Source organism: Pseudomonas sp. FH4 (genome assembly GCF_000510915.2).
Taxonomy (GTDB): Bacteria; Pseudomonadota; Gammaproteobacteria; order Pseudomonadales; family Pseudomonadaceae; genus Aquipseudomonas; species Aquipseudomonas brenneri.
Genome location: NZ_AOHN01000035.1, coordinates 21,674 through 42,908 on the forward strand (window position 1 = coordinate 21,674; position 21,235 = coordinate 42,908).

Consider the following 21,235-nt stretch of genomic DNA (forward strand, 5'->3'; position numbering starts at 1 on the left):
GCCAGACCCGCCCCTCACTGCTGAGGGGTCAGATATTACTCTCGGTAAACTTTTCGTAATACAGCTGAACGCCATCAAGTGCCTGATCTTGCAGCCAGTTCTTGATGGATTCGACCATTGGAGGGGGGCCGCATACGTACATATCGGCCGAACTGTCCCGCAATTCGGCCATGTCGAAATGCTCGGTCAGATAGCCACGTTTGCCGGTCCACTGCGGCGATGGGTCGCTGAGCACTTCGGTGTAGCGAAATCCCGGGATTGATTCGGCATAGGCCTGGATGCGCTGCGCTGCGCACAAATCTTCAGCGCTACGTACGCCGTAATACAGATGCACCGGTTGCTCGCAGCCGCGCTCGGCCAATTCGTCCAGCATCCCCAGCAGCGCCGACAACCCGGTACCGCCAGCCACCAGTACCAGCGGCTGGGTCACGTGGCGCAGATAAAACGCGCCCAGGGGGGCCTCCAGTCGCAGTTCATCGCCGACTTGGCAGCGTTCGCGGATGTAATTGCTCATCACCCCGTCCGGCAGCAGGCGGATCAGAAACTGCAAACGGTTGCTCGGACGGTTGGCAAAGGAGTACGAGCGCTGACTATCGGAGCCGGGAATCGACAGCCGGGCGTACTGGCCTGGTAGAAAATCCAGGCCCTGCTCAAGCTGCAGCGACAAAATCGCGGTGCTGGCCGACACCTGTTGCACCGCGCACACCTTGGCGCTGAGCTGCACCGGCCCTGGCGCATTGCACAGGCTTGAATCGAAATCGAAGTAAAACGCCGCGTCGGATTGGACCCGGGTCTGGCAACTGAGCATCTTGCGTTGTTGCAGGTCGTGGCTGGAAAGCGCCTCGTCGTCGACATAGTCCTGGCTGTAGTCGCCGGACTCGCAGCGCCCCTGGCAGGTGCCGCAGACACCTTCGCGGCAATCGAGGGGGATCTTGATCCCGTTGCGCAGCGCCGCATCCAGCAGGATCTCGTTGGCGCCCACCGGGAAGAACAAGGTCTTGCCGTCGGCAAAACTGAAGGCCACTTTGTGATTCATCCACCGTTCTCCATGGATTGGGTAATACCTGTAGGAGCGAGCTTGCTCGCGAAAAGCGTTAACGATGGCGTGGGCATCCTGAATGCCCGCGGCGCCCTTGGGTTTTTCGCGAGCAAGCTCGCTCCTACAGTTGGGGGGGACTGTTAGAGGTGGTAGAAATCCAGCACCGAGTTGATGGTGTCGTTGAGCAGCAGCGCATGCTTGCGCGTGATCAGCCAGCTGTCGCCATGGGGCTTGAGGCTATAGGTGGCGTGGCCATAGAACTGCTCCGACATCGCCAACCGATAAAACAGCGTGTGCCAGTTCAGCCGCACCTCCAGGCAGCCGTCTGCCAGCTCGCTAACCCGCACGTTATTGATCAGGTGCAAGGTGCGCGGCATCGGCGTTGCGGAAGCCGCCTTGCCGGTGCGCAGGCGGAATACCCGGTCTTCCAGGCCCGAACGGTTGGCGTAGTAGATCAGCGACATCTCGCGCTTGGGGTCGCGGGTGTAGACGTGTTCCGAATCCCATTGCGGCAGGTGGAACTCACTCTGCGGGTCGAACAGTTGCACATAGGCATCCCAGTCCTGGGCGTCGCACAGCTCGGATTTACGGTAGAAAAACTGCTCGATCTGGTACTGCAATTGCGCGCTCATCATTTCACCTCGTGCAGTTTCAGGGCTTGGGTGTCGAGACCGTCCAGCAGGAATTTCTGCCAGTTGCGGTGCTGGTTGACGTACAGCCCTTCGTGGGTGAATTCGGTGCCGGTCATCGCAGGTGTAATGCCAATGGCTTCGCTGTTGGGCGTCGGCCCGGTTGCCCAGCGATGGCTGCCCCGGGAGATATCGCTCCAGCGTTCCAGGCGGCCCTGGAAACCGCGCTGGGCTTCGCGAAACTCCACCAGGTCGTCCGGGGTGCCCATGCCGGACACGTTGAAGAAGTCTTCAAACTGGCGGATCCGGTTCTCGCGGTCGGCGTCAGACTCGTGCTTGACCCCCAGGCACTGGCTGATGATCTCGGTCTTGTTCCACGCCACCGGGCGGATAATGCGCAGTTGTGAGCTGATCTGGTCGAGGAAGAACAGGCTCGGGTAGACGTTCAGGTTGCGCAGGCGGTGCATCATCCATTCGGCCTTGGCCTGGCCATGCTCTTGCACCAGGCGCGGCATGATGGTGGCGTAGCCCGAGCGCACGCTGGGGTTGGGCATGTCGCTGAACAACACGCTGTGGCCGTTGTTGAAGGCAAACCAGCCGTCATCGGTATTGGCATCGCCGGCGCCGAGCTTGCTGTAGTCCAGGGTGCTGCCGGAGGCGCTGCCGTTTTCGGTGTTGACCTGCTGGCGATGTTGCACGGTGGCCACGTAGTTATAGTGCACGGTGCTGACGTGGTAGCCGTCCAGGCCGTTTTCGTTCTGCAGCTTCCAGTTGCCGTCGTAGGTGTAGGCCGACTTGCCGGGCAGCACTTCCAGCTCACCGGTGGCCGACTGCGCGACCATCATGTCGAAGAACACTTTGGCGTCGCCGAGGAAGTCTTGCAGGCTGTCGGTGCCCTGCACGTCGAGGCTGATAAACACAAAGCCCTTGTAGCTCTCGATGCGCGCCTTCTTCAGGCCGCGGGTGGCCTTGTCGAAACTTTCCGGGTATTCCCCCGGCGCCTTGACCTTCACCAGGCGACCATCGCTCTTGTAGCACCAGGCGTGGAACGGGCAGGTGAAGGTGGACTGATTGCCCTTGCCGACGCGGGTCAAGGTGGTGCCGCGATGCTGGCAGGCGTTGATCAGGGCATTGAGCTGGCCTTCACCGTCGCGGGTGATGATCATCGGCTGGCGCCCGGCGCGCAGGGTCACGAAGTCATGGTTGTTGGCCAGTTCGCTTTCGTGGCAGGCGTAGATCCAGTTTTTCTCGAAGATCAGTTCCATCTCCAGGTCGAACAGTTCGGGCTCGGTGAACATGTCACGGGCGATGCGGAACACTTCGTCTGCCGGGCGAAAATCCAGGCAGCTTTCGATAAAGGTTTTCCACTGCTCGACGCTTCTTGCACCACTCATGGGAGGCACCTTTTTGTTGGGTGGCTAATCGGTGGTCCATTAGAGGCGGGCAGGAGGGCGGCCAGCTATCCGCTTAGTCGGGGAAGATGGGCCGCATAGTTGGGGAGCAAGTACCCACTTGGGTGCAACGACGCAGGGGAATGCGCTACTGTCTTGCCTGGCATTTGTCGCAAAAGCCGGCTTCTTATCCACATAGTCGGCGCTTGCTATCCACCCAGTGGGCAAGTGCCTGGCGTGGCGCAGAACTTGCCTTGATCCACCGGACGCGCCGTCAGAGCGCGCTGGCCACAACCGCCGTGAGTGCAACCTGATGAGTAGCCATACACGCGATATCCGTATTGAACGTTTCGACCTTGAAGGCGCCCGCAGCTGGATGTCCGGCATCTGCGGGCCCCATCGGCTGGAAACCACCACCCCGGAACGCCTGCGATTCCACCACAGTGCCAACGTGTTCAAGTCCCGCGCCACTACGCTTGGGGTGATCGAATACGGCACCGACGTGACCATTGATATCGAAGACGCCGAACACTTCAGCAGCTACAGCCTGAGCCTGCCGCTGGTGGGCGAGCAGGAGTTGAGCAAGGGTGGCCAGCGCCTGAGCTCCAACCGCGACCAGGGCGTGATCATCTCGCCCAATGAACACCAGGTGCTGGCGATTTCGGGGGACTGCCGCAAGCTGCAAGTGGTGATTACCCGTGCGGCGATGAGCGAAACCCTGGAGGGTCTGCTGCAGCGCCCGATTGATGCGCCGCTGCGCTTTGAGTCGGTGATGGATGCGGTGCAGGGCGCACCGGCGGCGTGGTGGCGCATGGCGCGGCACTTCATCGCGGAGCTGGAACACAGCAGCGAACTGTATGACCAGGCCGCCTTCACCCGTGACCTGGAAAGCTCGCTGATCAAGGGCCTGATCCTGGCCCAGCCGAACAACTACTCCGAAGAATTGCGCGACGTGCTGGGGGTCAAGTTGCCCCACTATCTGATCCGCGCCCGCCAGTACATCCACGCCAACGCCCGCGAAGCGCTGCACCTGGAAGACCTGGAGGCGGCCACCGGCGTATCACGGTTCAAGTTGTTCGATGCGTTTCGCAAATACTTCGCCCTGTCGCCCATGGCGTATTTGAAAAAGTACCGCCTGAGCGCAGTGCGCCAGGAAATTCTTGAACACGGGGCCACCCGCACCATCTCCGAGATCGCCCTGGGCTGGGGCTTTACCCACCTGGGAAGGTTTTCCGCCGAGTACCGCAAGCTGTTCGACGAGTCCCCCAGCCAGACCTTGCAGCGCAACGATGCCCGACGCATGCGCGGTGCCTGAACACACTGCAGATCAAAATGTGGGAGCTGGTGTTTGGGAGATTTCAGATCAGCTCTTCAACCAATTGCAGGCAATGGCTGAGTCCCGGCGACTGGTCATTAATCCGCCGGCTGAGAATGATCGGCGAAGTCGCCGTGGCCTCGACAATCGGCGTATAGCCGATATCGGCCCGATGCAGCATCTGCACCGAGGCCGGCACCAGCGTCACGCCCATGCCCGCGCCGACCAGGCCGATGGCGGTCTGCAATTCATTGGTCCATTGCGCCACCTTGATCGCCAAGCCATGGGTGTCGAACAGTGCGATCACATGGTCGGCATAACTGGGGCGTGGGTTGCCGGGGTAGAGCACCAGTGGCTCGGCGGCCAGTTGCGCGAGCGTTACCGGCGCGCCCAGCAGCGGGTGCCCGGCGGGCAACACCGCGACCAGCCGATCCTCTACCAGCACGCGCTGGACGATGGCCGGGTCATCAATGCGAATCCGCCCGAAACCCACATCGATACGCCCGGCCTTGAGCGCTTCGACCTGTTGCAGGGTGGTCATCTCCGCCAGCCCCAGCTCCAGCTCCAGCGCGTCATGGCTGCGCAGGCGGCGAATCAGCTCCGGCAGTACGCCATACAGGGTCGAGGGGGCAAAACCGATGCCCAGCCAGGTCTTCTGCCCCAGGCCAATGCGCCGCGTGTTATCGCAGGTCTTGGCCAGTTGCTCCAACAGCACATTGGCGTGTTCATAGAAGTACCGCCCGGCTTCGGTCAGCCGCAGTGGCCGGCCACGCTCCAGCAGGACCACGCCCAATTCATCCTCCAATTGCTGGATCTGCCGGCTCAACGGCGGCTGGGCAATGTGCAGGCGTTCGGCAGCACGGGTGAAGTTCAGGGTTTCCCCCAACACCTGGAAGTAACGCAGGTGGCGCAGTTCCATACGGATTCCTCTCATACCTTGAGGGTATTGTTCGAGACCAATTCTATATTGGAAGCCAACAACAATGGGCGACAGAATCAGGCTAGACCTATAAAGAACCCAACGGGTATTGCCATGCCGATTTGTGCCATCGAGTCGATCGAGACCATCATCGTCGATCTCCCCACCATCCGCCCGCACAAGCTGGCGATGCACACCATGCAGAACCAGACCCTAGTGATCATTCGCGTGCGTTGCGCCGACGGCATCGAAGGGATTGGCGAGTCCACCACCATCGGTGGCTTGAGCTACGGCAACGAAAGCCCCGACAGCATCAAGACCAATATCGACCAACACTTTGCGCCGCTGTTGATTGGCCAGGACGCCAGCAACATCAATGCGGCCATGTTGCGCCTGGAGCGCAGCATCCGTGGCAACACCTTTGCCAAGTCCGGTATCGAAAGTGCCTTGCTCGATGCCCTCGGCAAGCGCCTGGGGCTGCCCGTCAGCGAACTGCTCGGCGGCCGCGTGCGCGATGCCTTGCCGGTGGCGTGGACCCTGGCCAGCGGCAACACCGCAAAAGACATCGAAGAAGCCGAGAAGATGCTCGACCTGCGCCGCCACCGGATCTTCAAGTTGAAGATCGGCGCCGGGGAAGTCAGCCAGGACCTGGCCCACGTGATCGCGATCAAAAAGGCCCTGGGCGAGCGCGCCAGCGTGCGGGTCGATGTCAATCAGGCCTGGGACGAAGCCGTGGCCCTGCGTGCCTGCAAGGTGCTGGGCGACAACGGTATCGATCTGATCGAGCAGCCGATCTCGCGCAATAACCGTGGCGGCATGGCCCGGCTCAACCTGTCGAGCCCGGCACCGATCATGGCGGACGAATCCATCGAGTGTGTCGAAGATGCCTTCAACCTGGCCCGCGAAGGTGCGGCCTCGGTGTTCGCGCTGAAGATCGCGAAAAACGGCGGCCCGCGCGCGGTATTGCGCACGGCGGCGATTGCCGAGGCGGCAGGTATTGGCCTGTATGGCGGCACCATGCTCGAAGGCGGGGTCGGCACCCTGGCGTCGGCCCATGCGTTTCTCACTTTGAACAAACTGGCCTGGGACACCGAGCTGTTCGGGCCGCTGCTGCTCACCGAGGACATCCTCACCGAGCCGCTGCTGTATCGCGATTTCCACCTGCATGTCTCGACCGCCCCGGGTTTGGGCCTGGCCATTGATGAGGAGCGCCTGGCGTTCTTCCGTCGCGACAAACATTAAGAGGACGCCTGCGATGTTGTTCCACGTAAAAATGACCGTCAACCTGCCCGTCGATATGAACCCCGAGCGCGCGGCGGCCCTCAAGGCCGACGAAAAGGCCCTGGCCCAACGTCTGCAAGCGCAGGGCAAATGGCGCCACCTGTGGCGTATCGCCGGGCTGTACGCCAACTACAGCGTGTTCGATGTCGACAGCGTGCAGGAACTGCATGACCTGCTGATGCAACTGCCGCTCTATCCCTACATGGCCATCGAAGTGAATGCCCTTTGCCGGCATCCGTCGTCGATCCGTGAGGATGATCGCTGAGCCTGTCTAGCCACCTAATAATTACAAGATGAGGATTGCACCATGTCCATTCGACTGTCCCAGACTGCCCACGCCCAACGCTTCCTCGAAGAAGCCAGCGGCAACCTCAATGACGCCGGCAACCCACGGGCCAAGGCGCTGATCTACCGGATCCTGCGCGATACGGTGAACATCATCGAAGACTTGGAAGTGACCCCGGAAGAGTTCTGGAAGGCGGTCAACTACCTCAACGAGCTGGGCAAGAACCAGGAAGCCGGGTTGCTGGCCGCAGGCCTGGGCCTGGAGCATTACCTGGATATGTTGATGGACGCGGCCGACGAGGAAGCCGGCAAGTCCGGCGGTACCCCGCGCACCATCGAAGGGCCGTTGTATGTGGCCGGCGCGCCGCTGTCCAAGTACGAGGCGCGACTTGACGATGGCCTGGATGCGGCCGTGCCGTTGTTCATGCGCGGGCAGGTGCGCGATGTCGATGGCAAGCCATTGGCCGGGGCGATTGTGGATGTGTGGCAGGCCAATACCGGCGGCACTTACTCCTGGTTCGACCCGACGCAATCGGAGTTCAATCTGCGTCGTCGGATCGAGACCGATGCCCAGGGCAACTACCGCTTTCGCAGCATCGTCCCGTCCGGCTACGGCTGCCCACCGACCGGCCCGACCCAGCAGTTGCTCGATCAACTGGGGCGTCACGGCCAGCGGCCGGCGCATATCCACTTCTTCATCTCGGCACCGGGGCATCGGCACCTGACCACGCAGATCAACCTGTCGGATGATCCGTACCTGCATGATGACTTTGCCTATGCCACGCGGGATGAGTTGATTGCCGAGATTCGTTTCAGCGAGGATCAACAGCTGGCGCGCGAATTTGGCGTGGAAGGCAAGTTTGCGCAGATCGACTTTGACTTCGAGTTGCAGCCAGCGGTGGCATCGGTCGAGCAAAAACGCATGCAACGCGTACGCGCCCTCGAAGACTGAATGCAGTAAAAAAATGTGGGAGCGGCGGTGGAGCTGGTTATTTGCGTACGACCAGATCCAGCACCTCATCCCGATCCTTGATCTTCTGCAGCACGATCTCCGACCGAATATCCATCACCCCCGCCGTGCGGTTCAGGTGGTTCACGATAAAGTCGGAGAAGTGCTTGAGGTTGCGCGCCTGCACCCGCAGCACATAGTTGCTGGCGCCGGTGATCACATAGGCGCTGGCCACTTCCGGCCAGCCCTGGACCTTCTTGATAAACGTCTCGTGCCAATCCTCCACATCCTGGCGTAGCGACAGGTGGACGATGGCCTCCAGCTCGATGCCCAACTGCTCGGCATTGAGCACCGCGCGATAACCGCTGATCACCCCCTCACTCTCCAGCAGGCGCAAACGGCGCAGGCAGGCGGATGGCGACAGGGCGACTTTCTCCGCCAGTTCCTGGTTGCTGATACGGCCATCCTGTTGCAGGAAATGCAGGAGGCGCAGGTCGGTGGCGTCGAGAATCATGCTTAGAATTAATCCGCGTATTTGGAGGTTAAATTCGAATTTCCTACAGCTTATTAAGCCAGTTGTAGCGCACTTTGCACGAAAATTCTGCAAATCTTCGTTCATTATTTGGTCCATCGTCACCTATAAAAACAGGACTTTCCATGACCAGCCGAAACCATTGCCAGACCCTCGACGCCCAGGACCCGCTGGCGCCATTGCGCGATCAATTCGCCCTGCCGGAAGGCGTGATCTACCTTGACGGCAACTCCCTTGGGGCGCGTCCGGTGGCGGCGCTGGAGCGGGCGCAAGCGGTGATCGCCGAGGAGTGGGGCAATGGTTTGATCCGCAGCTGGAACAGTGCCGGCTGGGCCGACCTGTCCCAGCGCCTGGGCAATCGCCTGGCGCCGCTGATTGGCGCGGGCGAGGCTGAAGTGGTGATTACCGATACCACCTCGATCAACCTGTTCAAGGTGCTCAGCGCCGCCTTGACCGTGCAGCGTCAACGCCAGCCGCAGCGCAAAGTGATTGTCAGTGAGGCGAGCAACTTCCCCACTGACCTATACATCGCCGAAGGCTTGGCCGCGCTGCTGCAACAGGGCTACTCCCTGCGCCTGGTGAACAGCCCCGAGGAACTGCCGCAAGCCATCGACCAGGACACGGCGGTGGTGATGATCACCCACGTCAACTATAAGACCGGCTACATGCATGACATGCAGGCGCTGACCGCCCTGAGCCATGAATGCGGCGCGCTGGCAATCTGGGACCTGGCGCATTCGGCGGGCGCAGTGCCGATCGACCTGCACCAGGCCGGCGCCGACTACGCCATTGGCTGCACCTATAAATACCTCAACGGCGGCCCGGGCTCCCAGGCGTTTGTCTGGGTCAACCCGGCGCTGGTGGAGTTGGTGACACAGCCGCTGTCGGGCTGGTTCGGCCATAGCCGCCAGTTCGCCATGGAGTCCAACTACGTGGCGGGCAAGGGCATCACCCGCTACCTGTGCGGCACCCAGCCAATCACCTCGCTGGCGATGGTCGAGTGCGGCCTGGATATCTTCGCCCAGACCGACATGGCCAGCCTGCGCCGCAAATCCCTGGCGCTGACCGACCTGTTTATCGAACTGGTGCAAAGCCGCTGCGCCGCCCACGACCTGACCCTGATTACCCCGCTCGACCATGCCAAGCGTGGCAGTCATGTCAGCTTTGAACACCCGCAAGGCTACGCCATCGTCCAGGCCCTGATTGCCCGTGGCGTGATTGGTGATTACCGCGAGCCGAAGATCATGCGTTTTGGCTTTACCCCGCTGTACACCAGCTTCACCGAGGTGTGGGATGCGGTGCAAATCCTTGGCGAAATCCTCGACGGCAACACCTGGGACCAACCGCAATTCAAAGTGCGCCACAGCGTCACCTAAGAACACCACAAAACCCATGTAGGAGCTGGCTTGCCAGCGATGCAGGCACCTCGGTATGTCAGTGATACCGAGGCGATTTCATCGCAGGCAAGCCAGCTCCCACAGGTGCTTGGTCAGCAGTAACCATCACAATAATAAAGGGGCACGCCACGTGACCACGCCAGACAACGGCTTTGCAGCAATCACCAATCGCGAACTGGGCCTGCGGCGCCAGCTCACTTCCGGGCAGATGAGCATGATCGCCATCGGTGGCGCCATCGGCACCGGGTTGTTCATGGGCAGCGCTTACGCCATCGGTTATGCCGGGCCCAGCGTGCTGGTCAGCTACGCCATCGGCGCGTTGATTACCTTGTTGTTGATGGGCTGCCTGGCGGAGATGACGGTGGCTCATTCCACCTCTGGCTCCTTTGGCGCCTACGCCGAGTTCTATGTCAGCCCATTGGCCGGGTTCCTGGTGCGCTATGCCTACTGGGCAGCGATTGTGCTGGCGGTGGGCGCCGAAGTCACGGCGGTGGCGATGTACATGAAGTACTGGTTCGCCAACGTGCCGGAATGGGTGTGGATCGTCTCGTTCTCCAGCGTGCTGATCGTGCTCAACGCCATCAGCGTGAAGACGTTCGGTAACTTCGAGTACTGGTTCTCGACGATCAAGATCAGCGCCATCGTCGGCTTCATCATCCTCGCGGTGTATGTGGTGTTCGGCTCCGGCAACCCGGATTACGGGGTGCAGAACTACACGGCCCACGGCGGGTTTTTCCCCAATGGCCTGAGCGGTATGTGGATTGCCGTGATCGTGTCGATCTTCAGCTACTTGAGCGTGGAGATGATCGCGGTGGCGGCGGGTGAAGCCGCCGACCCGGAACAGGCGGTGAAAAAAGCCTTCCGCGCCACGATTGTGCGGCTGGTGGTGTTCTACCTGCTGACCCTGGCGCTGATGCTGGCCATCGTGCCGTGGAACCAGGCCGGGCAGAGCCAGAGCCCGTTTGTCACGGTGATGCAGACCATCGGCATTCCCGGCGCCACCGGGGTGATGAACTTTGTGATCCTGATTGCCGCGTTGTCGGCGATGAACAGTCAGCTCTACATCACCACGCGCATGATGTTCAGCCTGTCCCGCGCCGGTTTTGCACCAAAATCCATGGGCGCCCTGAGCAAAAGCGGGATCCCGCTCAATGCCCTGCTGCTGTCCAGCTCGGGCATCGCCCTGGCGACCCTGCTCAATGTGGTGTACCCGGAAAGCTCCTTCACCCTGATGATGGCCATCTCGATGTTTGGCGCGATCTTCACCTGGTTCATGATCTTCCTCACGCACCTGTTCTTCCGCCGTTACCGCAAACGTCACGGCGGGCCGAAGTTGTCGTTCCAACTGCGGCTGTTCCCCTACAGCACGCTGTTGGGGCTGGTGCTGATGGGCGCGGTGATGATCACCACGTTCTTCACCGAGGCGTTCAAGATGACCCTGGTGTTCGGCGTGCCGTTCCTGTTGATCCTGTCGACGGTGTATTACGTGTTCTTTCGCAAGCGCCGCCCAACTCCTGTAGGCGCGAGCGTGCTCGCGAAAAACCCGAGCGCGCCACGTTAAACCTGCAAGCCCGCGTTATCGTTGACGACCTTCGCGGGCAAGCCCGCTCCTACCGTGAGTGCGTTCAGCAGGGCAGTGGCATAACCCGGCAACTGCTCGAACGACCGTGCGCACAACAGCAGTTTGCGACAGGCCCAGTCCTCCGTCAGGGGTTGGGCCTGCAATTGCTGGGCGTGGGGCCAGCGCTGCAACGCCGCCTGCGGCACAATCCCCAGCCCTGCGCCACGGGCGACCATGCGCATCACCCCATCAAACCCGTCGGCGCGCACCCGTGTCTGCAAGCGAAAACCTGAGTGCAGCGCCTGTTCTTCCAGGTACACCGCCAACGCGCTGTTGGCGGCCAATCCCACATAGTCGTGGAGCAAACTGTCGATAAAACTCACCGGGCCCGCCGCCAGCGGATGACCTGTGGGCATGATCAGCACCAGCGGGTCATCGCGAAACGGCCGGGTCTGCAAGCCGTGGGTGTCCACCGCATCGGAAATGATCCCCAGGTCTGCCGCGCCCTGGCGCAAGGCGTGGGTGATGCGCAGGCTGGGCAGTTCCTGCAGGTCGATATCGAGGTTGGGATGGGTGCAGAGAAAATCCGCCAACAACTCCGGCAGGTATTCACTGAGGGCTGTGGTGTTGCACAGCAGGCGCACCTGGCCTTTGACGCCGTTGGCGTATTCGGCCAGCTCTTGTTGCAGGCGCTCGGCCTGTTGCAACAACAGCCGGGCATGACGGGCCAGGGCGTTGCCAGCGGCGGTCGGGGTCACGCCGCGCCGGCCGCGTTCCAGGAATGCGACGCCTGCCGAGGCTTCCATCGCCCGGATGCGCGCACTGGCGGCGGCCAGGGACAAATGGCTGCGGGCGGCGCCGGCGGTGATATTGCCGGTGTCGAGGATGTGCAGGTAGAGGCGCAGGTCGATCAGGTCAAAGTGCATGGCTGGAAATTCCGATAGCGTTCTCAGCCTCACACAAAACAAGAGGCTGCCTCAGTATATGGCGAATTTCCAACCCCACGCCAACCCCGCACAATCCCCCCATGACGACCTTCCTCGCGTTCTACCAAAACCTCGGCCCAGCCTTGACGTTGCTGGTGATCGGCACCTTCCTGCTGGCCGGCATCGTCAAGGGTGTGATCGGCCTGGGCCTGCCCACCGTCGCCATGGGCCTGCTCGGTCTGGCTATGTTGCCGGCGCAGGCTGCGGGCCTGCTGATCATTCCCTCGACCATCAGCAATCTCTGGCAACTGGCCTTCGGTGGGCACTTGGGCGCATTGAGCAAACGCCTGTGGCCCATGCTCCTGCTGATTTTCCTCGGCACCGGGCTCGGTTCGCTGTGGTTGGGCATGGACGGTGGTGCATGGGTGGTGCGGGCATTGGGCGGGGCATTGCTGGTGTATGCCCTGTGCGGTTTGTTTCTACCGGCGTTCAGCGTGCCTGCGGCCGCCGAGCGTTGGCTGGGCCCGGTGTGTGGCCTGCTGACAGGGATCATCACCTCGGCCACCGGCGTCTTCGTGATCCCGGCCGTGCCCTACCTGCAAGCACTGGGCTTGAGCCGTGACCAACTGGTGCAGGCGCTGGGCCTGTCCTTCACCGTCTCCACCCTGGCCCTGGCGGCCGGGCTGCTCTGGCGCGGTAACCTCGGTGCTGGCGAACTCAATGCCTCGCTGTTGGCGCTGGTACCGGCGCTGCTGGGCATGTGGCTGGGGCAAAAGCTGCGCCAGCGCATCAGTGCCGTGCTGTTCAAGCGCGTGTTCTTCATCGGCATGGCGGCCTTGGGTGGGCATCTGTTGATGCGTGGTTGAAGCAATAATCAAATAGCTATTCGTGCGTTTAAGTCAAAAGCGTTTTGCCGATCCACGGCTTATTCACCCGAGGGGTTGCCGGTAGCCTGCGCTCATACATTTTCAGCCTTCAGGTTAACCCCCCATGAAAAAAGTTCTGTTGCTCAACGGTGGTAAAAAATTCGCCCACTCTGACGGTCGCTACAACAACACCCTGCACGACGCCGCCCTGGCCGTGCTGGACCGTGGTGGTATCGACGTGAAAGTCACCCATATCGACGCCGTCTATGACGTCGCTGAAGAAGTCGCCAAGTTCCTCTGGGCCGACGTGATCATCTACCAGATGCCCGGCTGGTGGATGGGCGCACCGTGGATCGTCAAGAAGTACATCGACGAGGTGTTCACCGAAGGCCACGGCAGCCTGTACGCCAGCGATGGCCGCACCCGTTCCGATGCGTCGCAGAAATACGGCAGCGGCGGCCTGATCCAGGGCAAGCAATACATGTTGTCGCTGACCTGGAACGCGCCGCAGGCGGCCTTCGACGATCCGAGCGATTTCTTCGAAGCCAAGGGTGTGGATGCGGTGTACTTCCCGTTCCACAAGGCCAACCAGTTTCTCGGCATGAGTGGCCTGCCGACGTTCCTCTGTGTGGACGTGATGAAACGCCCATCCATCGAAGCCGATGTGCTGCGCTACGAGCAGCATCTGGCCCAGGTGTTTAACCTGGCGCTGTAATACGGCTAGTATCCACGCAGCCGTATTCACGAGGATTCACGTTGAAAGCCCGATCCGATGAGCTACAGATCTTTGTCTGCGTGATTGAATGCGGGTCGATTTCCGCCGCTGCCGAACAGGTCGGGCAGACGCCTTCGGCGGTCAGCCGTAGCTTGTCGCGGCTTGAAGCCAAGCTCGACACCACCCTGATCAACCGCACTACGCGGCGCATGGACCTGACCGAAGAGGGCAAGTACTTCTTCGAGCAGGCCAAGCTGATCCTGGCGCAGATGGAGGAGTTGGAGGAGCGCCTGTCATCGCGACACCAAACCCCCTCCGGGCGCTTGCGGATCAACGCCGCATCGCCGTTCATGCTGCATGCCATCGTGCCGTACGTCGCTGAGTTCCGCCGCCTGTACCCGGATATCCAGCTGGAGCTCAACAGCAACGACCTGATCATCGACCTGCTGGAGCAGAGCACCGATATTGCGATCCGCATCGGCACCCTGGCGGATTCGACCCTGCACGCCCGCTCCCTGGGCTGCAGCCCGCTGCATATCCTCGCCAGCCCCGCGTACCTTGCGCAACACGGTACGCCGAGCACAGTGGCCGAGTTGGCGAACCACACGTTGCTGGGCTTCACCCAGACCGAAACCCTCAACCACTGGCCGCTGCGCCATGTGCAGGGTGATCGCTGGCAGATCGAACCGGGCATTGCCGCGTCCAGCGGTGAAACCCTGCGCCAGTTGGCGCTGGAAGGGCAGGGGATCGCCTGCCTGTCGCATTTCATGACCATCGAAGACATCAACGCCGGCCGCTTGCAGACGGTGCTCGCCCCGTTCAACAGCGGTTATCGCCAGCCGATCAATGCGGTGTACTACCGCAACTCGCAACTGGCCCTGCGTATCCAGTGCTTCTTGGACTTTATCCAGGAGAAGTTGGCGCGCTACGCCGACTAGCTGCGCTTTGCGCATTTGCGTACCATTCCCGGCCTCACTCCCCGCCACTCCCCGGTATACCCATGAAGCTCTCTCGTCTGCGCGCCGACGCCCTGGCCGGACTGACCACGTCTTTTGCCTTGCTGCCCGAATGCATCGCCTTTGCTCTGGTGGCCCACCTCAACCCGCTGATGGGGCTCTACGGCGCCTTCATCATCTGTACCTTGACCGCGTTGTTCGGCGGTCGGCCGGGGATGGTCTCGGGGGCGGCGGGGTCGATGGCGGTGGTGATCGTCGCGCTGGTGGTGCAACACGGGGTGGAGTACTTGCTGGCGACGGTGTTGCTGGGCGGCCTGATCATGATTGCCTTCGGCCTGCTGCGCCTGGGCAAACTGGTGCGCATGGTGCCGCACCCGGTGATGCTCGGTTTCGTCAACGGCCTGGCGATCATCATTGCCCTGGCGCAACTGGAGCATTTCAAGAGTGGTGAGGCCTGGCTCAGCGGCACGCCGCTGTATGTGATGACGGGGCTGGTGGCGGCCACCATGGCCATCGTCTACCTGCTGCCGCGCCTGACCCGCGCGGTACCGCCGGCGCTGGTGGCGATTCTCGGCGTGGGGCTTGCGGTGTACCTGCTGGGCTTGCCCACCCGCACCCTGGGCGACATGGCCCATATCGCCGGTGGCCTGCCGACCTTCGCGCTGCCGCAGATTCCCTGGACCCTGGAAACCCTCGGCATCATTGCGCCTTACGCGTTTTTGATGGCGATGGTGGGGTTGCTGGAAACCCTGCTGACCCTGAACCTCACCGATGAAATCACCGAGACCCGCGGCTACCCCGACCGTGAAAGCGTGGCCCTGGGCGCGGCGAATATGGTCAGCGGGGTGTTTGGCGGCATGGGCGGCTGCGCGATGATCGGGCAGACGGTGATCAACCTCAGCTCGGGCGGGCGCGGGCGTTTTTCCGGGGTGTTTGCCGGGGTGATGATCCTGCTGTTTATCCTGTTTCTGTCGCCGCTGATCGAGCGCATTCCCCTGGCGGCGCTGGTGGGGGTGATGTTCGTGGTGTCCCAGCAGACCTTTGCCTGGGCGTCGCTGCGGGTCATCAACAAAGTGCCGCTCAATGATGTGCTGGTGATCATTGCGGTGACGGTGATTACAGTATTCACCGACCTGGCCACCGCGGTGCTGTGCGGGATTGTGATTGCCGCGCTCAATTTTGCCTGGCAACAGGCCCGCGAGCTGTATGCCGATGAACATCTGGAGGCGGATGGCAGCAAGCTCTACCGCTTGCACGGCACCTTGTTCTTTGCCTCGACCACGCCGTTCCTCAACCAGTTCGACCCGGCCAACGACCCGCAGCAGGTGACACTCGATTGCCGGCACCTGAGCTTTGTCGACTACTCCGCCATCGCGGCGTTGATGACCTTGCGCGAGCGCTACAGCAAGGCTGGCAAGCACCTGCGGGTGCTGCACTTGTCCGAGCGCTGCAAGAAATTGCTCAAGCGCGCGCGGGTGCAGCACGACTGATCCACCCACCCTGTAGGAGCGAGCTTGCTCGCGAAAAGCGTCAACGATCACGCGGGCTTTCTGGATACACGCGGCGATCTCAGGTTTTTCGCGGGCAAGCCCGCTCCCACAGGGATCAAGGTCCGACGAGATTTTCCAGTTCTTCGGCGCGGGTCTGGGTCATGTCCAGCACACAGCCGGAGCCGTTGATCTGATCGATGCTACCGCCGGTCGCGGAGCCGGCGAAGGCGCAATTGGCATCGCGGTATTTGATCCACAGGCGCTGCACAGCCTGCAATTGCTGCCTGCGCGGGCCTTGCTGGGCCTGCAGCGCGGTCTTGTAGGCGCTGTTCAGGCGCTTGTCCTGGATCTTGGTTTCCTGGGCGTTGCAGCCGACTATCGCGCCGGTGTTGCTGGCGTTGTCCAGACACTTTTGCAGCGCCGGGCTGCTGGCCGCTGCGGTGCCGGACAAGGCCAGCAATAGCGCGCTGGCGGCGAGGGTTGTGCGGTTCATGGTGGATTTCCTGAGGGGATTCGATGCGCAATCTATGACCGGAAAGCGGCAGTCGAGTTTCCCGTACCCACTACAGCCTGCATGTAAGAACTATCCCCCGATTTTCATCTTTGCTCTGCGGGCATGTCCCAAAGCGACAGCGCTTATCCGTTCGCGAAAATTACTTTCATAAAATTTGAAAATATTCCTCGGTAATGATTTATGAGTTTCACAACCAATTCGACGTGACCCTTTCCGAGGAGTACCGCATGGCCGCATCACCGGGCATCTGGCTGTTGGCATACGCTGCCATCGCCATCATTGCATTGATCGTGCTGATTGCACGTTATCGGCTCAATCCGTTTATCGTTATCACCTTGGTGTCCATTGGCCTGGCGCTGCTGGCCGGGATGCCGGCGGATACGATCATGGGCTCCTATGAAGCGGGTGTCGGCAAGACCCTGGGGCATATTGCGCTGGTGGTGGCCCTGGGCACGATGCTCGGCAAGATGATGGCCGAGTCCGGTGGTGCCGAGCAGGTGGCACGTACCCTGATCGACCGCTTCGGCGAGCGTAATGCCCATTGGGCCATGGTGTGCATTGCCTTCCTGGTGGGGCTGCCGTTGTTTTTCGAGGTCGGTTTTGTATTGCTGGTGCCGATTGCCTTTACCGTGGCCCGGCGCGTGGGTGTGTCGATCCTGATGGTCGGCCTGCCGATGGTTGCCGGCCTGTCAGTGGTACATGCCCTGGTACCACCACACCCGGCGGCGATGATGGCGGTGCTGGCGTACAACGCCTCCGTCGGGCAGACCGTGCTGTATGCGATTTTGATCGGCATCCCTACCGCGATCATCGCCGGCCCGGTGTACGCCAAGTTCATCGTGCCGCGCATTCACTTGCCTGCCGAGAACCCGCTGGAGCGCCAGTTCATCGAGCGCGAACCACGCACCCGTCTGCCAAGTTTTGGCCTGACCATGGGCACGATCCTGTTGCCAGTGGTGCTGATGATGATCGGCGGTTGGGCCAACCTGATCTCCACGCCGGGCACTGGCTTCAACCAGTTCCTGTTGTTTATCGGCAACTCGGTGATCGCCTTGCTGGTGGCGACCCTGCTCAGCTTCTGGACCCTGGGCCTGGCCCAGGGCTTTAACCGCGAGTCGATCCTCAAGTTCACCAACGAATGCCTGGCACCGACCGCCAGCATCACCTTGCTGGTGGGCGCGGGCGGTGGCTTGAACCGGATCCTGGTGGACGCCGGCGTGACCCACGAAATCCTCGGCATGGCCAATGCCTTCAACCTGTCGCCGCTGGTGATGGGCTGGTTGTTCGCCGCGCTGATGCGCATTGCCACCGGCTCGGCCACTGTGGCCATGACCACCGCTTCGGGCGTTGTCGCACCCGTGGCCCTGGGCCTGGGTTATCCACACCCGGAATTGCTGGTGCTGGCGACCGGTGCTGGCTCGGTGATCTTTTCCCACGTCAACGACGGCGGCTTCTGGCTGATCAAGGAATACTTCAATATGACGGTGATCCAGACCTTCAAGACCTGGACCGTGCTGGAGACTTTGATTTCGCTGGTCGCCTTCGGTCTGACCTACGGCCTGTCTCTTGTTTTATGAGCCTCATTTTGTAACCTGGAGACCCCATGGACATCCTCTACCAGATCCGCGCCCGCCAGGATTCCTTCAGCGCCGGTGAAGGGCGTATCGCCCGGCTGATGCTTGACGATGTGGGCTTCGCCGCATCCGCCAGCCTGGAAGAGTTGTCCCAGCGCGCCGAGGTCAGCACCGCCACCTTGTCGCGCTTTGCCCGCAGCGTCGGTTGCCGTGACTTGCGTGACCTGCGCCTGCAACTGGCCCAGGCCAGCGGCGTAGGCAGCCGTTTTCTCGATCCGGCGGGGTTGCCCGAACAATCGGCGTTTCATCGCCAGATCCTCGGTGATATCGAAGCGACCTTGCGCCAGCACCTATCGGGCTTCAACCAGGCCGCTTTTGTCGATGCGGTGAACCTGTTGGGCAAGGCGCGGATGACCCACGCGTTCGGCATGGGCGGCCCGTCGAGCCTGTGCAGCGACGAGTTGCAGGTGCGCCTGGTGCGTTTGGGTTATCCGATTGCGGCCTGCCATGACCCAGTGATGATGCGCGTCACCGCCGCGACATTGGGACCGGAGCATGCGCTGATCGTCTGCTCCCTGACTGGCCGCACGCCCGAGTTGCTGGGCGTGGTGGAACTGGCCCGCAACTACGGTGCTCGGATTGTCGCCATCACCCTGGCCGATTCACCGCTGGCGCAATTGGCCGACGTGCTGCTGCCACTGCAACCGGCCGAAACCAGTTTTATCTACAAACCCACGGCGGCGCGTTACGGCATGCTGCTGGCCATTGATGTACTCGCTACCGAACTGGCTCTGGCCTTGCCGGACGACAACCAGGAACGCCTGCGCCGGATCAAGCTGGCCCTGGACGACTATCGCGGCGGCCCTGACAGCCTGCCGCTTGGAGATTGAGATGAAGTACCACACGCTGATCCGCCAGGCGCTGATCATTGATGGCAGCAACACACCGGGGTATGTCGCTGACGTGGGTGTGCGTGATGGGCGTATCGAGAAGGTCGGCGACTTGTCGGCGGCCCGTGGCGAGCATGAGATCGAGGCGAGTGGCCGCGTATTGGCGCCGGGGTTTATTGACGTGCACACCCACGATGACACCGTGGTGATCCGTCAGCCGCAGATGCTGCCCAAGCTTAGCCAGGGCGTGACTACGGTGATTGTCGGCAACTGCGGCATCAGCGCCTCGCCGGTCAGCCTGCGCGGTGATCCGCCGGACCCGATGAACCTGCTGGGCAAGGCCGAGGCGTTTGTCTATCCGCGTTTTATCGATTACCGCAGCGCCGTGGAAAACGCCCAGCCGGCGCTCAACGTCGCGGCATTGATCGGCCATACGGCGCTGCGCAGCAACCATATGGACGACCTGCAGCGCAGCGCCACGCCGACTGAAATCGCGTTGATACGTGTGCAATTGCAGGAAAGCCTTGAAGCGGGTGCCCTCGGTTTATCCACAGGCCTGGCCTACGCCAGCGCGTTCAACGCCGACACCGACGAAGTGCTGCAACTGAGTGAAGAACTGACAGCGTTTGGCGCGGTGTACACCACCCATTTGCGCAGTGAGTTCGAACCGGTGCTGGAGGCCATGGACGAGGCGTTTCTGATCGGCCGCCACGCCAAGGCGCCGGTGATTATCTCCCACCTCAAATGCGCCGGCGCGGGCAATTGGGGGCGCAGTCCACAGTTGCTGGCGTCCCTGGAACAGGCAGCCAAGACCCATCCGGTGGGCTGCGACTGTTATCCCTATGCCGCCAGTTCCTCGACCCTGGACCTCAAGCAAGTCACCGATGCCTTCCGTATCACCATCACCTGGTCGACGCCGCACCCGGAAGTAGGCGGGCGAGACTTGCAGGACATCGCCGCCGAGTGGGACGTTTCCCTGATGGACGCTGCCCGCCGCCTGCAACCGGCGGGGGCGGTGTATTACGGAATGGATGAGTCTGATGTGCAGCGTATCCTCGCCCATCCACTGTCGATGGTTGGCTCTGATGGCCTGCCGGAAGACCCATTCCCCCATCCGCGCTTGTGGGGCGCATTCCCGCGGGTACTCGGACATTTCAGCCGCGACCTCGGACTGTTCCCGCTACACACGGCGGTACACAAAATGACCGGCTTGTCGGCCGCACGATTTGGCCTGGCCGGGCGCGGTGAAATCCGCGAGGGGCACTGGGCCGACCTGGTGCTGTTCGACCCTGTACGGGTGCGGGATGTGGCCGACTTCAAGGACCCACAACGGGCTGCCGAAGGCATCGACGGGGTCTGGATCAATGGTGTGTTGAGCTATCAGGACGGGCAGGCGAACGGGCAACGGGCAGGGCAGTTTCTGGCGCGCTCCGGGGATTTGCGCCGGGGGTTTGATGTGCTGCGCTAGGGTTCTGTCATTTCTCTTGGCCGGGCCTTTATAGTGAGGGTTTCAGACAAGGAGCCAGCGCCATGCACTTAGGAAAAGTCACCCCGATCCTGCGCACGTTCGATGAGGCCAAGGCCCGGGAGTTCTACGTCGATTTTCTCGGCTTCAAGGTCGATTGGCAGCACCGCTTCGAGGACAACTTCCCGTTGTACCTACAAGTGTCGCGGGGGGACTGTGTGCTGCATCTGTCCGAGCATCATGGCGATGCGTCACCCGGCGCGGCGGTGCGGATCCAGGCCGAGGGGCTGGACGCTTACCTTGGGCAATTGCAGGCCAAGGATTATCGCTTTGCCAAGCCTGGGATCGAGCAAACCCCTTGGGGCACACGGGAGATGAGCATCAAGGATCCATTTGGCAATCGGCTGGTGTTTGTCGAGGAAGGCGAGGGCTGATTGACAAATTTCAGGCAATAAAAAACCGCCTTAGTAGGGCGGTTTTTTATTGCAATCCCAGTTAGCAGCTAGGGTTGCTCTCTCAAAAGACGCAATCGACTCGCAGG

21 protein-coding genes and 1 pseudogene are annotated in these 21,235 nt (G+C 61.6%); 15 read left to right on the top strand and 7 right to left on the bottom strand.

Features of this window, described 5'->3' with window-relative positions; all coding sequences use genetic code 11:
* Positions 1-28 precede the first annotated feature (28 nt).
* Positions 29-1,036 (bottom strand): anthranilate 1,2-dioxygenase electron transfer component AntC, encoded by a 1,008-nt coding sequence (antC, locus tag H097_RS23565; RefSeq protein WP_032862814.1) that lies wholly within the window; start codon positions 1,034-1,036, stop codon positions 29-31.
* Between the two features lie 12 nt (positions 1,037-1,048).
* Between antC and H097_RS29130 the strand changes: the two are divergent.
* Positions 1,049-1,168 (top strand): annotated as a pseudogene (locus tag H097_RS29130) (outer membrane lipoprotein carrier protein LolA); the annotation flags it as partial.
* Between the two features lie 11 nt (positions 1,169-1,179).
* Here H097_RS29130 and antB read toward each other — a convergent pair.
* Together antB and antA are read right to left on the bottom strand one after the other, a co-directional pair.
* Positions 1,180-1,671, bottom strand: a complete 492-nt coding sequence (antB, locus tag H097_RS23570; protein WP_032862815.1) for an anthranilate 1,2-dioxygenase small subunit — start codon at positions 1,669-1,671, stop codon at positions 1,180-1,182.
* Positions 1,671-3,062 (bottom strand): anthranilate 1,2-dioxygenase large subunit, encoded by a 1,392-nt coding sequence (gene antA, locus H097_RS23575; RefSeq protein WP_032862816.1) that lies wholly within the window; start codon positions 3,060-3,062, stop codon positions 1,671-1,673. The genes antB and antA overlap by 1 nt, the downstream gene beginning before the upstream one ends.
* Before the next feature lie 310 nt (positions 3,063-3,372).
* Here antA and H097_RS23580 point away from each other — a divergent pair, with 310 nt between their 5' ends.
* On the top strand, positions 3,373-4,374 hold the full coding sequence (locus H097_RS23580; protein WP_032862817.1) for a helix-turn-helix domain-containing protein: 1,002 nt from the start codon (positions 3,373-3,375) through the stop codon (positions 4,372-4,374).
* Between the two features lie 43 nt (positions 4,375-4,417).
* Here H097_RS23580 and H097_RS23585 read toward each other — a convergent pair whose 3' ends face one another.
* Positions 4,418-5,293 (bottom strand): LysR family transcriptional regulator, encoded by an 876-nt coding sequence (locus H097_RS23585; protein ID WP_032862819.1) that lies wholly within the window; start codon positions 5,291-5,293, stop codon positions 4,418-4,420.
* A gap of 114 nt (positions 5,294-5,407) precedes the next feature.
* Here H097_RS23585 and H097_RS23590 point away from each other — a divergent pair, with 114 nt between their 5' ends.
* The 3 genes from H097_RS23590 to catA are packed head-to-tail and all read left to right on the top strand — an operon-like array spanning position 5,408 to position 7,811.
* The gene (locus H097_RS23590) at positions 5,408-6,535 is read left to right on the top strand and encodes a muconate cycloisomerase family protein (protein WP_032862820.1); all 1,128 of its coding nucleotides are present in this window, start codon (positions 5,408-5,410) and stop codon (positions 6,533-6,535) included.
* A 13-nt stretch (positions 6,536-6,548) separates the two neighbouring features.
* Positions 6,549-6,839 (top strand): muconolactone Delta-isomerase, encoded by a 291-nt coding sequence (gene catC / locus H097_RS23595; protein ID WP_032862821.1) that lies wholly within the window; start codon positions 6,549-6,551, stop codon positions 6,837-6,839.
* 42 nt (positions 6,840-6,881) lie between these two features.
* Positions 6,882-7,811 (top strand): catechol 1,2-dioxygenase, encoded by a 930-nt coding sequence (gene catA, locus H097_RS23600; RefSeq protein ID WP_032862822.1) that lies wholly within the window; start codon positions 6,882-6,884, stop codon positions 7,809-7,811.
* 37 nt (positions 7,812-7,848) lie between these two features.
* Here the strand turns inward: catA and H097_RS23605 are convergent, their stop codons facing one another.
* Complete coding sequence (locus tag H097_RS23605) at positions 7,849-8,322, bottom strand: Lrp/AsnC family transcriptional regulator (protein ID WP_017531067.1); 474 nt, start codon at positions 8,320-8,322, stop codon at positions 7,849-7,851.
* 143 nt (positions 8,323-8,465) lie between these two features.
* Here H097_RS23605 and kynU point away from each other — a divergent pair, with 143 nt between their 5' ends.
* Positions 8,466-9,716: a kynureninase gene (gene kynU / locus H097_RS23610; RefSeq protein WP_032862825.1), complete on the top strand. Its 1,251-nt coding sequence runs from the start codon at positions 8,466-8,468 to the stop codon at positions 9,714-9,716.
* 151 nt (positions 9,717-9,867) lie between these two features.
* The gene (locus H097_RS23615) at positions 9,868-11,298 is read left to right on the top strand and encodes an amino acid permease (RefSeq protein WP_032862826.1); all 1,431 of its coding nucleotides are present in this window, start codon (positions 9,868-9,870) and stop codon (positions 11,296-11,298) included.
* Here the strand turns inward: H097_RS23615 and H097_RS23620 are convergent.
* Positions 11,295-12,224, bottom strand: a complete 930-nt coding sequence (locus tag H097_RS23620; protein ID WP_050593435.1) for a LysR substrate-binding domain-containing protein — start codon at positions 12,222-12,224, stop codon at positions 11,295-11,297. The genes H097_RS23615 and H097_RS23620 overlap by 4 nt on opposite strands.
* A gap of 101 nt (positions 12,225-12,325) precedes the next feature.
* On the opposite strand from H097_RS23620, the gene H097_RS23625 reads away from it, so the two are divergent.
* The 4 genes from H097_RS23625 (at position 12,326) to H097_RS23640 (ending at position 16,251) form a co-directional block, all read left to right on the top strand.
* Positions 12,326-13,090, top strand: coding sequence for a sulfite exporter TauE/SafE family protein (locus H097_RS23625; protein ID WP_032862827.1), 765 nt, complete (start codon positions 12,326-12,328; stop codon positions 13,088-13,090).
* A 124-nt stretch (positions 13,091-13,214) separates the two neighbouring features.
* Entirely contained in the window at positions 13,215-13,805 is a 591-nt protein-coding gene (locus H097_RS23630) for an NAD(P)H-dependent oxidoreductase (protein ID WP_032862828.1), read from the top strand.
* Between the two features lie 41 nt (positions 13,806-13,846).
* On the top strand, positions 13,847-14,743 hold the full coding sequence (locus H097_RS23635; RefSeq protein ID WP_032862830.1) for a LysR family transcriptional regulator: 897 nt from the start codon (positions 13,847-13,849) through the stop codon (positions 14,741-14,743).
* A 62-nt stretch (positions 14,744-14,805) separates the two neighbouring features.
* Positions 14,806-16,251, top strand: coding sequence for a SulP family inorganic anion transporter (locus H097_RS23640; RefSeq protein WP_032862831.1), 1,446 nt, complete (start codon positions 14,806-14,808; stop codon positions 16,249-16,251).
* Positions 16,252-16,366: 115 nt separating this feature from the next.
* On the opposite strand, the gene H097_RS23645 is transcribed toward H097_RS23640, so the two are convergent.
* Positions 16,367-16,744, bottom strand: a complete 378-nt coding sequence (locus H097_RS23645; protein ID WP_032862833.1) for a lysozyme inhibitor LprI family protein — start codon at positions 16,742-16,744, stop codon at positions 16,367-16,369.
* Between the two features lie 194 nt (positions 16,745-16,938).
* On the opposite strand from H097_RS23645, the gene H097_RS23650 reads away from it, so the two are divergent.
* The 4 genes from H097_RS23650 to H097_RS23665 all read left to right on the top strand — a co-directional run bounded on the left by H097_RS23650 (position 16,939) and on the right by H097_RS23665 (position 21,128).
* Entirely contained in the window at positions 16,939-18,342 is a 1,404-nt protein-coding gene (locus H097_RS23650; RefSeq protein ID WP_032862834.1) for a gluconate:H+ symporter, read from the top strand.
* Positions 18,343-18,368: 26 nt separating this feature from the next.
* Positions 18,369-19,229 (top strand): MurR/RpiR family transcriptional regulator, encoded by an 861-nt coding sequence (locus H097_RS23655; RefSeq protein ID WP_032862836.1) that lies wholly within the window; start codon positions 18,369-18,371, stop codon positions 19,227-19,229.
* A 1-nt stretch (position 19,230) separates the two neighbouring features.
* Complete coding sequence (locus tag H097_RS23660) at positions 19,231-20,697, top strand: D-aminoacylase (RefSeq protein WP_032862837.1); 1,467 nt, start codon at positions 19,231-19,233, stop codon at positions 20,695-20,697.
* A 62-nt stretch (positions 20,698-20,759) separates the two neighbouring features.
* A complete protein-coding gene (locus H097_RS23665; protein ID WP_032862839.1) occupies positions 20,760-21,128 on the top strand; it encodes a glyoxalase superfamily protein in 369 nt (122 codons plus the stop codon).
* Positions 21,129-21,235 lie beyond the last annotated feature (107 nt).

Coding starts and splice junctions, on each gene's coding strand:
- antB (WP_032862815.1), bottom strand. CDS start 1,671: ATGAGCGCGCAATTGCAGTACCAGATCGAGCAGTTTTTCTACCGTAAA.
- H097_RS23640 (WP_032862831.1), top strand. CDS start 14,806: ATGAAGCTCTCTCGTCTGCGCGCCGACGCCCTGGCCGGACTGACCACG.
- H097_RS23655 (WP_032862836.1), top strand. CDS start 18,369: ATGGACATCCTCTACCAGATCCGCGCCCGCCAGGATTCCTTCAGCGCC.
- antC (WP_032862814.1), bottom strand. CDS start 1,036: ATGAATCACAAAGTGGCCTTCAGTTTTGCCGACGGCAAGACCTTGTTC.
- catA (WP_032862822.1), top strand. CDS start 6,882: ATGTCCATTCGACTGTCCCAGACTGCCCACGCCCAACGCTTCCTCGAA.
- H097_RS23605 (WP_017531067.1), bottom strand. CDS start 8,322: ATGATTCTCGACGCCACCGACCTGCGCCTCCTGCATTTCCTGCAACAG.
- H097_RS23645 (WP_032862833.1), bottom strand. CDS start 16,744: ATGAACCGCACAACCCTCGCCGCCAGCGCGCTATTGCTGGCCTTGTCC.
- kynU (WP_032862825.1), top strand. CDS start 8,466: ATGACCAGCCGAAACCATTGCCAGACCCTCGACGCCCAGGACCCGCTG.
- H097_RS23580 (WP_032862817.1), top strand. CDS start 3,373: ATGAGTAGCCATACACGCGATATCCGTATTGAACGTTTCGACCTTGAA.
- H097_RS23620 (WP_050593435.1), bottom strand. CDS start 12,224: ATGCACTTTGACCTGATCGACCTGCGCCTCTACCTGCACATCCTCGAC.
- H097_RS23585 (WP_032862819.1), bottom strand. CDS start 5,293: ATGGAACTGCGCCACCTGCGTTACTTCCAGGTGTTGGGGGAAACCCTG.
- catC (WP_032862821.1), top strand. CDS start 6,549: ATGTTGTTCCACGTAAAAATGACCGTCAACCTGCCCGTCGATATGAAC.
- H097_RS23590 (WP_032862820.1), top strand. CDS start 5,408: ATGCCGATTTGTGCCATCGAGTCGATCGAGACCATCATCGTCGATCTC.
- H097_RS23660 (WP_032862837.1), top strand. CDS start 19,231: ATGAAGTACCACACGCTGATCCGCCAGGCGCTGATCATTGATGGCAGC.
- H097_RS23630 (WP_032862828.1), top strand. CDS start 13,215: ATGAAAAAAGTTCTGTTGCTCAACGGTGGTAAAAAATTCGCCCACTCT.
- antA (WP_032862816.1), bottom strand. CDS start 3,062: ATGAGTGGTGCAAGAAGCGTCGAGCAGTGGAAAACCTTTATCGAAAGC.
- H097_RS23650 (WP_032862834.1), top strand. CDS start 16,939: ATGATTTATGAGTTTCACAACCAATTCGACGTGACCCTTTCCGAGGAG.
- H097_RS23625 (WP_032862827.1), top strand. CDS start 12,326: ATGACGACCTTCCTCGCGTTCTACCAAAACCTCGGCCCAGCCTTGACG.
- H097_RS23665 (WP_032862839.1), top strand. CDS start 20,760: ATGCACTTAGGAAAAGTCACCCCGATCCTGCGCACGTTCGATGAGGCC.